12 protein-coding genes and 1 pseudogene are annotated in these 13,265 nt (G+C 71.7%); 9 read left to right on the forward strand and 4 right to left on the reverse strand.

The features are described 5' to 3' along the window. Positions 1-33: 33 nt before the first annotated feature. The gene (locus tag FB563_RS28045; RefSeq protein ID WP_107100660.1) at positions 34-180 is read left to right on the forward strand and encodes an SCO1431 family membrane protein; all 147 of its coding nucleotides are present in this window, start codon (positions 34-36) and stop codon (positions 178-180) included. Between the two features lie 125 nt (positions 181-305). Continuing rightward, complete coding sequence (locus FB563_RS28050; protein ID WP_055706977.1) at positions 306-959, forward strand: TetR/AcrR family transcriptional regulator; 654 nt, start codon at positions 306-308, stop codon at positions 957-959. Positions 960-1,015: 56 nt separating this feature from the next. Here FB563_RS28050 and FB563_RS28055 read toward each other — a convergent pair whose 3' ends face one another. Further along, positions 1,016-2,248, reverse strand: a complete 1,233-nt coding sequence (locus tag FB563_RS28055; protein ID WP_055706976.1) for a glycoside hydrolase family 18 protein — start codon at positions 2,246-2,248, stop codon at positions 1,016-1,018. A 345-nt stretch (positions 2,249-2,593) separates the two neighbouring features. Here FB563_RS28055 and FB563_RS28060 point away from each other — a divergent pair, with 345 nt between their 5' ends. The 3 genes and pseudogenes from FB563_RS28060 (at position 2,594) to FB563_RS28075 (ending at position 6,377) form a co-directional block, all read left to right on the forward strand. After that, positions 2,594-3,766: an acyl-CoA dehydrogenase family protein gene (locus tag FB563_RS28060; RefSeq protein WP_055706975.1), complete on the forward strand. Its 1,173-nt coding sequence runs from the start codon at positions 2,594-2,596 to the stop codon at positions 3,764-3,766. A 342-nt stretch (positions 3,767-4,108) separates the two neighbouring features. Next, positions 4,109-5,209, forward strand: a complete 1,101-nt coding sequence (locus FB563_RS28070; protein WP_055706979.1) for an Rv3169 family protein — start codon at positions 4,109-4,111, stop codon at positions 5,207-5,209. Between the two features lie 69 nt (positions 5,210-5,278). Beyond that, positions 5,279-6,377 (forward strand): annotated as a pseudogene (locus tag FB563_RS28075) (phosphotransferase family protein). Positions 6,378-6,383: 6 nt separating this feature from the next. Here the strand turns inward: FB563_RS28075 and FB563_RS28080 are convergent. After that, complete coding sequence (locus FB563_RS28080; protein ID WP_055706973.1) at positions 6,384-6,818, reverse strand: hypothetical protein; 435 nt, start codon at positions 6,816-6,818, stop codon at positions 6,384-6,386. A 243-nt stretch (positions 6,819-7,061) separates the two neighbouring features. Between FB563_RS28080 and FB563_RS28085 the strand changes: the two genes are divergently transcribed. The 4 genes from FB563_RS28085 to fxsA all read left to right on the forward strand — a co-directional run bounded on the left by FB563_RS28085 (position 7,062) and on the right by fxsA (position 11,136). Further along, positions 7,062-7,502, forward strand: coding sequence for an Lrp/AsnC family transcriptional regulator (locus FB563_RS28085; RefSeq protein WP_043498889.1), 441 nt, complete (start codon positions 7,062-7,064; stop codon positions 7,500-7,502). 62 nt (positions 7,503-7,564) lie between these two features. After that, on the forward strand, positions 7,565-9,178 hold the full coding sequence (locus FB563_RS28090) for an amidohydrolase (protein WP_055706972.1): 1,614 nt from the start codon (positions 7,565-7,567) through the stop codon (positions 9,176-9,178). 557 nt (positions 9,179-9,735) lie between these two features. Next, positions 9,736-10,533, forward strand: coding sequence for a polyprenol monophosphomannose synthase (locus tag FB563_RS28095; protein WP_055706971.1), 798 nt, complete (start codon positions 9,736-9,738; stop codon positions 10,531-10,533). A gap of 48 nt (positions 10,534-10,581) precedes the next feature. Then, positions 10,582-11,136, forward strand: coding sequence for an FxsA family membrane protein (gene fxsA, locus FB563_RS28100; protein WP_055706970.1), 555 nt, complete (start codon positions 10,582-10,584; stop codon positions 11,134-11,136). 84 nt (positions 11,137-11,220) lie between these two features. Here the strand turns inward: fxsA and FB563_RS28105 are convergent, their stop codons facing one another. Next, positions 11,221-11,595: an RNA polymerase-binding protein RbpA gene (locus FB563_RS28105; RefSeq protein ID WP_003977404.1), complete on the reverse strand. Its 375-nt coding sequence runs from the start codon at positions 11,593-11,595 to the stop codon at positions 11,221-11,223. Between the two features lie 278 nt (positions 11,596-11,873). After that, positions 11,874-13,220, reverse strand: coding sequence for an MFS transporter (locus tag FB563_RS28110; RefSeq protein WP_055706969.1), 1,347 nt, complete (start codon positions 13,218-13,220; stop codon positions 11,874-11,876). Positions 13,221-13,265: the final 45 nt, after the last annotated feature.

Here is a 13,265-nt window from a genome sequence, read left to right on the forward strand (position 1 = left end):
CGCGAACGCGGTCGCGGGTGGCAAGGTGGCCACATGGACCTGACCGCACACCCGGCCACCACCCCCCGCGCCCGCACCGGCGGCCCCCGGGAAGACGGCCCGGAGATCCTCGAGCACGTCATGGGCTGGGTGCTCGTCGCGGTCCTCGCGATGCTCGTGACCCAGCTCGGCCTGCTCTGAGGCCGGGCTCGGCCCGCTCTGAGGCCGGGCTCGGCCCGCTCCGAGTCGGCCCGCTCACGTGTGCGGCATGTTCTGACATACTGCGGAGGTCCCGCCGACCGCCTGGAACAGGGCCGAACTTGAACATGCCGCATCAGCGTGCCTCCGTCCGTCCCCGGATGCGCGGTACCGAGCGCTCGGTGGCGCGTCGCGCCGAACTCATCGCCATCGGGCGGAGGTTGTTCGCCGACACGTCCTACGACGCGCTGTCCATGGACGACATCGCCCGCCAGGCGCATGTCGCCAAGGGGCTGATCTACTACTACTTCCAGTCCAAGCGCGGCTATTACCTGGCGATCGTCCAGGACTCCGTCGCCGATCTGGTCACCTTTGCCGCGAAGGGCCTCGAGATACCCGCGGTGGACCGGGTCCACCGCACCATCGACGCCTATCTGCGCTACGCCGAGCACCACCAGGCCGCCTACCGCACCATCGTCAGCGGGGGCGTCGGCTTCGACGCCGAGGTCCACGCCATCCGGGACGGCGTCCGCGAGGCGATCATCGCCACCATCGCCGAAGGGGCCTACGGCCGCAGCGACATCGCCCCGCTCGCCCGGATGGGCCTGCTCTCCTGGGTGTGCAGCGTGGAGGGCGCGACCCTGGACTGGATCGACCGCCCCGAGCTGTCCCGCGACACCATGCGCGAGCTGCTCGTGAAGACGCTCGGCGGAGCCCTGCGCGCCGTCGAGGAGCTGGACCCGGCCTACCCGGCGCCGCAGCCGGCCCGCCGCGAGGCCTGACGCACCGGGGAGCGGGGGCTCGTGGTCCCCCGCTCCCGAGTCCCCTTGGGGCGGGGCTAGTCGATGGCCTTGATCAGCTCACCGTTCGCGGTGTCACCGCTCAGCTCCCAGAAGAAGGTGCCGCCGAGGCCCTGCTGGTTCTTGTACGTCATCTTCGTGGCGATGGTCGCCGGGGTGTCGTAACTCCACCAGTTGTTGCCGCACTTGGCGTAGGCCGTGCCGCCCACGGTGCCGGTCGCCGGGCACTTGGCCTTGAGCACCTTGTAGTCGTCGATGCCCTGCTCGTAGGTCCCCGCCGCCGGTCCGGTGGCCGTCCCGCCGGGTGCGGCCTGGGTGACCCCGGTCCAGCCGCGGCCGTAGAAGCCGATGCCAAGCAGCAGCTTGGACGCCGGGATGCTGAGGCCCTTGAGCTTGGCGATGGTCGCGGAGGTGTTGTAGCCCGCCTTCGGGATGCCCGAGTAGGAGGTCAGCGGGGAGTGCGGGGCGGTCGGGCCGGTGGCGTCCCAGGCGCCGAAGTAGTCGTAGGTCATCGGGTTGTACCAGTTCACGTACTGCGCGGCGCCCGCGTAGTCCGCCGCGTCGATCCTGCCGCCGCCGGAGGCGTCCGCCGTGATCGCGGCCGTGACCAGGCCACCGGAGCCGAACTTCGACCGCAGCGCCGCCATGACGTTCCTGAACGCCTCCCGGCCGCTGGTGTCGCAGGTGTTGCCGCAGCCGTTCGGGTACTCCCAGTCGATGTCGATGCCGTCGAACAGCCCGGCCCACTTGGAGTTCTTCACCAGGTCGTAGCATGACTGGGCGAAGGCGGCGGGGTTCTTCGCGGCCTCGCCGAAGCCGCTGGACCAGGTCCAGCCGCCGAAGGACCACAGGACCTTCAGACCCGGGTGCTTCTTCTTCAGCTTCAGCAACTGGTTGAAGTTGCCGCGCAGCGGCTGGTCCCAGGTGTCGGCGGCGCCGTCCACCGACTCGGCGGCGGTGTAGGCGCGGTCGGTGGCCGCGTAGGAGTCGCCCATGGCGCACTTGCCGCCGGTGACGTTGCCGAAGGCGTAGTTGATGTGGGTCAGCCTGGCGGCCGAGCCCGAGGTCTCGACGTTCCTGACGTAGTACTTGCGGTCGTAGGTGCCCCATTCCGTGAAGTAGCCGACGACCTTGGAGCCGGCCTTGACCTGCGGTGCGGACGGGGCCGCCGCGGTGGCGGTGCCCGCGCCGGCGAGCAGTCCGGCGCCCAGGACGGCGGTACAGGCGGTCGCGGTGAACGCCCGCAGCCGCGAGCGGTGGGGAGTGTGCATCGGGTGTCTCCTCGTGGGGGGAGGGGAACGCGCGCCGATTGGCATGAACGCGGTAAAGCGTTGGTCATGCACAGTAGGAGGACTAGACCACTCCGTCAATGGTTCGGACCAATCTCGCCGGTCGTTCCGCCCCTGCATAACGTTCCGGCTGGATTCTTGGAGTAAGCGGTCGTTAACTGGTGACGGAAGGGCGCTGATCGGGCATACTCACAGCGCACAGCCGCTGGTCAGCCGCTTCCGAGACCCGGGAGCGGGCGCCTTCGGCCATCACGGAAAGACCAGGCGGAGCCGCCCCCACCCGACGGGCCAGACCGCCGGTGCCCGACCAGGGAGGAGACCGACGCCATGTCCGAGCGCGACCCGCAGCCGGTGGAGCGTCAGCTGCCGACGGAGGAGGCGCGGGATCTGCTCGCCCTCGTCCGGGACATCGCCCAGCGCGAGATCGCGCCGAAGGCCGCCGAGGAGGAGGACGCGGGCCGCTTCCCGCGCGAGGTCTTCACCCTGCTGTCCGAATCCGGCCTGCTCGGTCTGCCGTACGACTCCGAGTACGGCGGCGGCGACCAGCCCTACGAGGTGTACCTCCAGGTCCTGGAGGAGCTGGCCGCGGCCCGCCTCACCGTGGGCCTCGGCGTCAGCGTGCACACGCTGGCCTCCTACGCGCTCGCCACCTACGGCACCAAGCAGCAGCAGGTTGAGCACCTGCCCGCCATGCTCGGCGGCGGCCTGCTGGGTGCGTACTGCCTCTCCGAGCCGTCCTCGGGCTCCGACGCGGCCTCCCTGCGCACCAAGGCGGTCCGGGACGGCGACCAGTGGGTGATCAACGGGACCAAGGCCTGGATCACGCACGGCGGCATCGCCGACTTCTACACCGTGATGGCCCGCACCGGCGAGGACGGCCCGCGCGGGATCACCGCCTTCCTGGTCCCCGGGGACGCGCCGGGGCTGAGCGGGGCGCTGCCCGAGAAGAAGATGGGCATGAAGGGCTCGCCCACCGCACAGGTCCACCTCGACAACGTCCGGGTCGGCGACGACCGGCGGATCGGCGAGGAGGGCCAGGGCTTCTTCATCGCCCTGTCCGCCCTCGACTCCGGGCGGCTCGGCATCGCCGCCTGTGCGATCGGCCTCGCCCAGGCCGCGCTGGACGAGGCGGTCCGCTACGCCACCGAGCGCCGCCAGTTCGGCCACCCCATCGCCGACTTCCAGGGCCTGCGCTTCATGATCGCCGACATGGCCACCCAGATCGAGGCCGGCCGCGCGCTCTACCTCGCGGCGGCGCGGCTGCGTGACGCCGGCAAGCCGTTCGCCAAGCAGGCCGCCATGGCCAAGCTGCACTGCACCGACACGGCCATGAAGGTCACCACGGACGCCGTGCAGATACTCGGCGGCTACGGCTACACCGCCGACTTCCCGGCCGAGCGCTACATGCGCGAGGCCAAGGTCCTGCAGATCGTCGAGGGCACCAACCAGATCCAGCGGATGGTCATCGCACGTCACGTGGCGGGACCCGAAGGCCGCTGAACTGCCCGGTGAGCACGGTCGGGGCCGCCAGCCTGATCCACTCCGGGTCGTGGCGGCCCGGCAGCGTCCGGCCCCGGTCGGCCCAGGTCCGCATGAGATCGCGGTAGATGGGCGGGTCCTGCGGCACGGGCGGCGGAACCGATTCTGCCGAGCGGGGAAGGAAGATCCGGCGCTGACGCCCGGTGGCCGAGTGCAAGGCGGTCATACCTGGGCAACGCGCCGGCGGCCGGACAGGTCACCGCCTCTCGGAATCGAGCGTCAGTTCAGCGCGTCCCGCCCCCGCTCTGGCCTCCTGCAGCCGACTGACGTACCGTCAGCCGACCATCGCTGCAGGGGGTGTCCGTGGCCGACGACCGTCCCGTACCGCTCGACGAGTATCCGGTGCACCAGGTACCGCTGTCCATGAAGCACGTGGCGACCGGCGACCGGAACGCCTACGACCGCTGCATCTTCCACGTCTTCGACCACGCCGGCCGGGCCCTGCTCATCCTCGGCCTCGGCGTCTACCCCAACCTCGGCGTGATCGACGCCTACGCCACCCTGCGCACCGGGGACACCCTGCACGCCGTGCGCGCCTCGGACGCCCTGGGCGAGGACCGGATGCGGCTCGTCGTCGGACCGCTGCGCATCGAGGTCCCGCGGCCGCTGCGGGAACTGCGCCTGATCTGCGAGGACGAGCAGCTGTCGTACGACCTCACCTGGACGGCCGCCTTCCCCGCGCTCTGGGAGCCGCACCACCTCCAGCGCCGTGGTGACCGGCTCACCCTGGAGGGCCGCCGCTTCGTCCAGGCGGGCACCGCGCAGGGCGTGATCCGGGCCCGGGGAGCGGAGTTCCGGGTCACCGCGGACGACTGGACCGGCACCCGGGACCGCAGCTGGGGCGTGCGCCCCGTCCCGGGCGAGGACGGCGGGCGGCTCGCCGCGGACCACCCCGCCGAGGGCTTCCACTGGATCTGGTGCCCGGTCCGTTTCGAGGACCGCTTCCTGATGGTGATCACCCAGGAGGACGCCGACGGCCACCGCTCCCTGAACGAGGCGACCCTGGTCCGCCCCGGCCGGCGCGACCGCCAACTGGGCTGGCCGCAGGCCGAGATCGGCTACCGCTCCGGCACCCGCCACCCGGAACGTGCGGTCATCCATCTGGGGGACGCGCGGGAATCACGGAAGCTCGACGTCGACATCCTCACCTCCTCACCGCTCGCCCTCGGCGCGGGCTACCCGCCGGCGGACGACTGGCAGCACGGGACCTGGCGCGGGCCCGGCTGGACCGACCGGCGCACCTACGACATGACCCAGCCGCACCCCCTGGCCGGTTACGGCGTCACCGACCACTCCGCCCGCTTCCGGCTGGACGGACAGACCGGTCACGGCATCTTCGAGCACGGCTCGTTCGGCCGGCACGACCCGAGCGGCTTCACCGGCTTCGACTCGGTCGCACCCTGAGCGACCGTCGTTCCCCGAGCATCCGTCGGCCCTTGAGCAATCGGTCGCCCTCCGAGGAAGGAGCCCGGCATGGCCACGGCACCGCGCCCCCGCACCACCACCCGCGACCCCGAGGATCTGACCCGGCGCCTCACCGCCTGGCTCGGCACCCGGCTGCCCGGCGCCAAGGCCACCGGCGTCGCCGTCCCCGCCTCCAACGGCATGTCCAGCGAAACCCTGCTGTTCGACCTCGAGCACCCCGAAGCGCCGTGCACCGCCTGCGCGTTGCGGCTGGCGGCGGACCCGGCGGCGTACACCGTCTTCCCCGTCTACGACATGGCCCGCCAGTACCGCACCCTGCGCCTGGTGGCCGAGCACACCGACGTGCCCGTACCCCGTGTGCTGTGGCTGGAGGAGGACCCGGGGCCGCTGGGAGCGCCGTTCTTCGTCATGGAGCGGGTCGCCGGGCGGGTACCGCCGGACGTCATGCCGTACACCTACGAGGGCAGTTGGCTGCACGGGGGCGAGCGACGCCGAGCGCGCGCACCTGGAGGCGGCCACCGTGGGTCTGATCGCCCGCCTGCACGGCCAAGTGCCGCTCGCCGAGGCCGGGTTCCTCGCCTCACCCGGTGCGGAGGACGCGCTGCGCCGGCACGTGACCGCCCAACGCGCCTACTACGCCTGGGTGATCGACGGCCTGCCCCGCTCACCCCTCATCGAGGCCGCCTTCGACCGGCTGGAGGAGCTGTGGCCGCGCGAGGCGGGTGAGCCCGTCCTCAGCTGGGGCGACGCGCGCATCGGCAACATCGTCTACGACGGCTTCGACCCCGTCGCCGTCCTGGACTGGGAGATGGCGGCACTCGCCCCGCGCGAGGTCGACCTCGGCTGGCTCGTCTATCTGCACCGCTTCTTCCACGACCTCACGGTCGCCTCCGGACAGCGCGGCCTGCCGGACTTCCTGCGACGGGACCGCGTCGAGGCCCGCTACGCACGTCTGACCGGCCACACCCCACGGGACATGGACTTCCACACGCTCTACGCCGCCCTGCGGCACGCGATCGTCATGCTGCGCGTCGCCTACCGGCAGGTGCACTTCGGGGAGGTCGCCGTCCCGGCGGACCCGGACACACTGATCCTGCACCACGGCAGCCTGCGTGCCATGGTGCAGGGCACGTACTGGGTGCGGTGAGGCGGCTCAGGCGGCCTGGCGGCGCATCGCGGGTACGCGCATCGGGCGCGAGCCCGGGCCGCCGACGTGCGAGAAGGGCTGCGTACGCCAGTCAAGCCCCTGGGGGAGCGTCAGCAGCAGGGCGGTGTCCTGCTCCTGCGGCGTGCCGGACTCGTCCGCGGGGCGGGCGTCGGCCGCCGCACGGCCCGTGCCCGCACAGACCGTGAGGCCGAACGGGTTCCACGGCGAGGCGCACAGCGCGTGCTCGGGCAGGACCTGCTCGTCCGCCAGCAGCGCGATCGGCTGGGCGCAGTCCGGGCAGATCACCCGGTACATCTCGAAGGTGTCGTAGGCGTCCGGTTCGTCGTCGAAGGCGTCGGGTTCGACGCCCTCCGGCTCGGGCTCGACGACGGGCTGCTGCCGCTTGGACGCGGATCGACCAGGGCGATGGACACTCTGCATGGGATTCTCCCCCTAAGGCTGGGCCGTTACGGCGCTGCGGCCTCGACCACAGCAAGCACTTCCCGCCCGCCCTCGGCGGTAATCACGAGAACATCACGGAGCTCACTCCGGGTGTGTGGCGTTCGTCACATGCCATGTGCAGGTGCGTAATACGGGCCTTGTGCGGCGCCTTTTGTATCGAACCGGCTATGACCTGCGCTCTCGGCTATCCCGGAGATCAAGCGCACTGTAGGTTTTGGCGCCATGGAGGAGCTGGACCGACAGATCGTGCAGCTGCTCGTCAAGGACGGGCGGATGAGCTACACCGACCTGGGCAAGGCCACGGGCCTGTCCACGTCCGCCGTGCACCAGCGGGTGCGCCGGCTGGAACAGCGTGGCGTCATCCGCGGCTATGCCGCGGTTGTCGACCCCGAGGCCGTCGGGCTGCCGCTCACCGCCTTCATCTCGGTGAAACCGTTCGACCCCAGCGCCCCCGACGACATCGCGGACCGCCTCGCGGGCGTCCCCGAGATCGAGGCCTGCCACAGTGTCGCGGGCGACGAGAACTACATCCTCAAGGTGCGGGTGGCCACCCCGCACGAACTGGAGGAGCTGCTGGCGAGGCTGCGCGGCCTGGCGGGGGTGTCGACGCGCACGACGGTGGTCCTGTCGACGCCGTACGAGGCACGGCCGCCGCGGATCTGATCACGCGTTCCGGCACGCCCCCAGGTGCGGCCCCGCCCCGGCGGCAGGGGAAACTGTCCGCTATGAGCGACCGCACCGCCGACCCCCAGACCGACAAGACCGTCCTCCTGCGCCGAGGCGAGGTGCACAGCCCCGCGGACCCCTTCGCCACGGCGATGGTGGTGGAGCGCGGCCACGTCGCCTGGGTCGGTTCCGAGGGCGCCGCCGACGCCTTCGCCGACGGCGTGGACGAGGTGGTCGACCTCGACGGCGCCCTGGTGACCCCGGCCTTCACCGACGCCCATGTGCACACCACCGCCACCGGCCTCGCCCTGACCGGCCTCGACCTGTCCGGCGCACCCACCCTGGAGGCGGCCCTCGCCCTGGTCCGCGACTTCGCCGCCGGCCGCCCGGACGACCGCGTCCTGCTGGGCCACGGCTGGGACGCCGCCCGCTGGCCCGGTGGCCGCCCGCCGACCCGCGCCGAACTCGACGAGGCCACCGGCGGCCGCCCGCTGTACCTCTCCCGCGTCGACGTGCACTCGGCGGTCGTCACCACCGCCCTGCTGGATCTGATCCCCGGCGACGTCCCCCGGGCGGACGCCCCGCTCACCGCCGACGCGCACCACACCGTCCGCGAGGCCGCCCTCGCCGCCATCACCCCGGCCCAGCGCGCCGAGGCCCAGCGCACCGCCCTCGCCCACGCGGCCTCCCTCGGCATCGGCTCGGTGCACGAGTGCGGCGGCCCGCAGATCTCCTCCGAGGACGACTTCACCGGCCTGCTCGGGCTCGCCGCCGAGGCGCCCGGCCCCCGGGTCGTCGGCTACTGGGCCGAGCAGAACGTCGAAAAGGCGCGGGAGCTGGGCGCGGTCGGCGCCGCGGGCGATCTGTTCGCCGACGGCGCCCTCGGCTCGCACACCGCCTGTCTGCACGAGCCGTACGCCGACGCGGGCCACTCCGGCACCGCCTACCTGGACGTCGCCGCCGTCGCCGCCCATGTCGTCGCCTGCACCGAGGCGGGCCTGCAGGCCGGCTTCCACGCGATCGGCGACGCCGCCGTGACCGCCGTCGTGGACGGCGTGCGCGCCGCGGCGGAGAAGCTCGGCCTCGCCCGCGTCCGCGCCGCCCGGCATCGCGTCGAGCACGCCGAGATGCTCACCCCCGAGACCGTCGCCGGCTTCGCCGAGCTGGGCCTGATCGCCTCCGTGCAGCCCGCCTTCGACGCGCTGTGGGGCGGCGAGGACGGCATGTACGCCCGGCGGCTGGGCGCCGAACGGGCCCGCACCCTCAACCCCTTCGCGGCTCTGCTGCGCGCCGGCGTGCCCCTGGCCTTCGGCTCGGACACCCCGGTCACCCCGCTCGACCCGTGGGGCACCGTGCGTGCCGCCGCGTTCCATCACACGCCCGGGCACCGGATCTCCGTCCGGGCCGGCTTCACGGCGCACACGCGTGGCGGCTGGCGGGCCGTGGGCCGGGACGACGCCGGCGTCCTGGTGCCGGGCGCGCCCGCCGACTACGCGGTCTGGCGCACCGATGAACTGGTCGTCCAGGCCCCCGACGACCGGGTGGCCCGCTGGTCGACCGACCCGCGCTCCGGCACGCCCGGACTGCCGGACCTCACCCCGGGCCGTGACCTGCCGGTCTGTCTGCGCACCGTGGTGGGCGGACGGACGGTGTTCGTACGGCCGGGCGAGTGATCTACCGGGGTGGCGCGGTGGCGACCCGTCACCGCCCCGCCACCGCCCGACCTGCGCATCCTCCCCCCAGGCCGTGCCGTCCGGGCAGTCGCCGCAGGCCAGAGGGCTGTTGACAGTCGGCGGCCGGGGGCCGGTAGGTTCGGCCGAGTCCACCACCGGACGCCCGACCGGGGATCGTTCGCACAGCTCGTCGCAGCGCTGCTGGGTCAGGGACGGTGTGCCGCACCGGGGCACCGTCGCTTGGGAGCCAGGCTCAGCGCCCGCGCCGCCGAGGGAACGTTCCAGCCGGTCGGCAAGGTGTGACCCGGGTGGGGCCCGTGCGCTCAGTAGACAACGGCTCTCGGTCGATCCGCAGCCAGCGGGTCCCAGGTCGGCCCGAAGGGCGCCGGGCCCCCATCCGCCGTGGCGGGAACGCGAGCGACGCCCCGTCAAGGAGCGGAAACACGCATTCTTACCCCACTCTTGTGGAATCGACACCACCATGAGAACGAGCTGTCCCATCTACCCAGGCGGCGGCCACTATGGTGGACGTCTGCGTACGACCAGAAGGGGCAGCAGTGAACGACGGTGACGGGACCCTCGCGGCCAAGGCCCAGGGGAGGCACTTCGGTCCGCTCGGCACGGCCTTGGTGATCATTCCGACCTACAACGAGGCGGAGAACATCAAGACCATCGTGGGCCGGGTACGCAAGGCCGTCCCCGAGGCGCACGTACTCATCGCGGACGACAACAGCCCCGACGGCACCGGCAAGCTCGCCGACGAACTGGCCGCCGAGGACGACCACGTCCAGGTGCTGCACCGCAAGGGCAAGGAAGGCCTCGGCGCCGCCTACCTCGCGGGCTTCCGCTGGGGCATGGAGCACGGCTACGGCGTGCTGATCGAGATGGACGCCGACGGCTCGCACCAGCCCGAGGAACTGCCCCGGCTGCTGACCGCCCTCCAGGGCGCCGACCTGGTGCTCGGCTCGCGTTGGGTGCCCGGCGGGCGGACCGTGAACTGGCCCAAGTCCCGCCAGTTCATCTCCCGCGGCGGCAGCTTCTACTCCCGCCTCGCCCTCGGTCTGCCGCTGCGCGACATCACCGGCGGCTACCGCGCCTTCCGCCGCGAGACGCTCGAGGGTCTGGGCCTTGACGAGGTCGCCTCGCAGGGCTACTGCTTCCAGGTCGACCTGGCCCGCCGCGCGGTCAAGGCCGGCTTCCATGTGGTGGAGGTGCCCATCACCTTCGTGGAGCGCGAACTCGGCGACTCCAAGATGAGCAAGAACATCGTGGTCGAGGCGCTGTGGCGGGTCACCGCCTGGGGCGCGAGCGACCGGCTCGCCAAGCTCACCGGCAGGAACAAGCGGAACTCGTAGGGGCACACCCTTATCCGGTGCTGAGCCGCCGCCAGGCACACTGGGAGCATGACGACTGGCGCTCCGACCTCTCCCTACACCACCGCCCGGCCCCGACGCTCCCGGCTGCGCAGGTATCTGCCGCTGGGCATCGCCGCCTGGCTGGTGCTGGAGATCTGGCTGCTGACCCTGGTCGCGGGCGCGGCCGGGGGGCTCGCCGTGTTCCTGCTGCTCGTCGCGGGCCTCATGGCCGGCTCCGTGGTGATCAAGCGGGCCGGCCGCCGTGCCTTCCAGAGCCTGAACGAGGCGCTGCAGCGGGGCGGTTCACCGGAGCGCGGCGGCGGAAACGGCCTGATGATGCTCGGCGGTCTGCTGCTGATCATCCCGGGACTGGTCTCCGACGCGGCCGGACTGCTCCTGCTGCTGCCGCCGGTGCAGAAGGCCGTGGGCCGGTATGCGGAGAACGCCCTGGGCAAGAGGCTGCGCACGGCGCGCCCGGGCAGCCTCGGCGACGCTTTCCAGCAGGCCCGGATGCACCGTCCCGACGGCAAGGTGGTGCAGGGCGAGGTCATCCGGGACGACCGTCCCGAGCCGGGCGAGCAGTACCCGCCGCTGACGCGCTGACCCGGTCCAGGACACCCTCAGGACACACCAAAACCGCGGGCGCCGTACGTGAACCTCACGTACGGCGCCCGCGGTATGTGCGCGTTATGCAGACTTACGGCTGTCCCGAGGGTGAACGGCGATGTTCATCGCCCCCGAGCGCAGAACCGCCAGGCGCTCCTCGAGGACCTCTTCGAGCTCCTCACGGGTGCGCCGCTCCATCAGCATGTCCCAGTGGGTACGCGCGGGCTTGGCCTTCTTCTCCTCAGGGCCGTCGCCGTCGACGAGGAGTGCCTGGGCTCCGCATACCTTGCACTCCCACTCCGGCGGGATCTCCGCCTCGACCGAGAAGGGCATCTCGAAACGGTGCCCCTTCTCGCATGCGTACTCCACGGCCTGGCGCGGGGCCAGGTCGATACCGCGGTCCGTCTCGTAGCTGGTCACCACGAGGCGCGTACCGCGAAGAGCTCGCTCACTCATGAATCGTGCCTCCCGGGCTTGTCGCCCACAGGACAGGTGTCGCTGTCGTCGTCATCCGGTCAACGTCCGGTCGGCGGTAAAGATTCCCGTTCCGTGTCCCGTTCCGGGTCATGCGTCGCCGTCGTAGCCGCCCCTTGTTCTACCCACCGGCGCCCGGTTTGTCACATCTGCTAGCAGATGTCACCCAGCGTTTCGGCATCTTTGACGCGCAGTAACGGTACGCCTGGCAGGCCAAAGGCGTACACTACCGCCCTTTGGCGTTGAACGCTAAATCGGTGCTAAATCTTCTCCGGAACGGGATTGCCCGCCTCGCCGATGGCCCGCCGCACCGGGACCCGCGCCAGCAGCACGAAACCGATGACGAAGAAGGCCACCAGCGAAATGATGGCGGACCGATAGCTTCCGGTCAGCTGGTACGTCATGCCGAACAGCAGCGGCCCGAGCCAGCTCATCCCGCGGTCGCTCATCTCGTATGCCGAGAAGTACTCGGCCTCCTTGCCGGGCGGCACGAGGTGGGAGAACAGCGACCGGGACAGCGCCTGGCTGCCGCCGAGGACCAGGCCGATCCCCCCGGCCAGCACGAAGAAGAACAGCGGTGCCCTCGCGGGCAGGAAGTAACCGGCCGCCAGGGTCGCCGTCCAGGCCACCAGCGAACCGAGGATCGTCCGCTGGGCGCCGTACGTCCGCGCCAGCCGGCCCATCGCCAGCGCCCCGGCCACGGCCAGCACCTGCACCAGCAGCACGGCCACGATGAGGGTCGACTGGGAGAGCCCCAGTTCCTGCGAGCCGTAGACGGAGGCCTGGGTGATCACCGTCTGGATGCCGTCGTTGTAGATGAGGTACGCCAGCAGGAAGGCGAGCGTCAGCGGGTGCCGGCGCATGTCCCGGACCGTCGCCGCGAGCTGCCTGAGCCCGGGCGCCGCGGCACGGTCCACGCGCGCGTGCCGGTCGCGCAGCCTGCGCAGCGGTACGAGCGTGAACGCACCCCACCACAGGCCCGCCGAGGCCAGGCAGACGCGGACCGCGGCCGTCTCGGTCAGGCCGAAGGAGCCGTGCGCCGAGTACAGGACCAGGTTGGCGACCAGCACCGTGGAACCCGCCGCGTAGCCGAAGGCCCAGCCCCGTGAGGAGACCGCGTCGCGCTGCTCGGGCGGGGCGATCTGCGGCAGGTAGGAGTTGTAGAGCATCATCCCGACGGACTGCGCCGCGTTGGCCACCACCAGCAGCGCCCCACCGAGCAGATACCGGTCGCCGTCCAGGAAGAACATGCCCGTGGTCGCGGCGGCCCCGGTGTACGCCGCCGCCGCGAGGAGCGGCTTCTTGCGGCCGGTGCGGTCGGCGGCGCTGCCCACGATCGGCATGACCACGACGGCGATGATCACCGACAGGGACACCGTGTAGGCGAAGAAGGACCCCGCCCGGACCGGGACGCCCAGCGGATGCACATAGCCGTGGGCGTCCGCGGCCCGCTTGGCCACCGCCGTGAGGTACGGCCCCAGGAAGACCGTCACCACGCTCGTCGAATAGACCGAGCACGCCCAGTCGTAGAAGTACCAGCCGCGCTGCTCGCGCCGGAGGCCGGCGGTGTCCTCCGCCGCGTCCCTCCGCACGGTGTCCGTGCCCACCCCTTGCCCTCGCTTCCCCGCTCAACTGCTTCAAGTGCGAAGGCT

Origin of the sequence: Streptomyces puniciscabiei (assembly GCF_006715785.1) — a bacterium.
In the GTDB taxonomy this organism is placed as follows: Bacteria; Actinomycetota; Actinomycetes; order Streptomycetales; family Streptomycetaceae; genus Streptomyces; species Streptomyces puniciscabiei.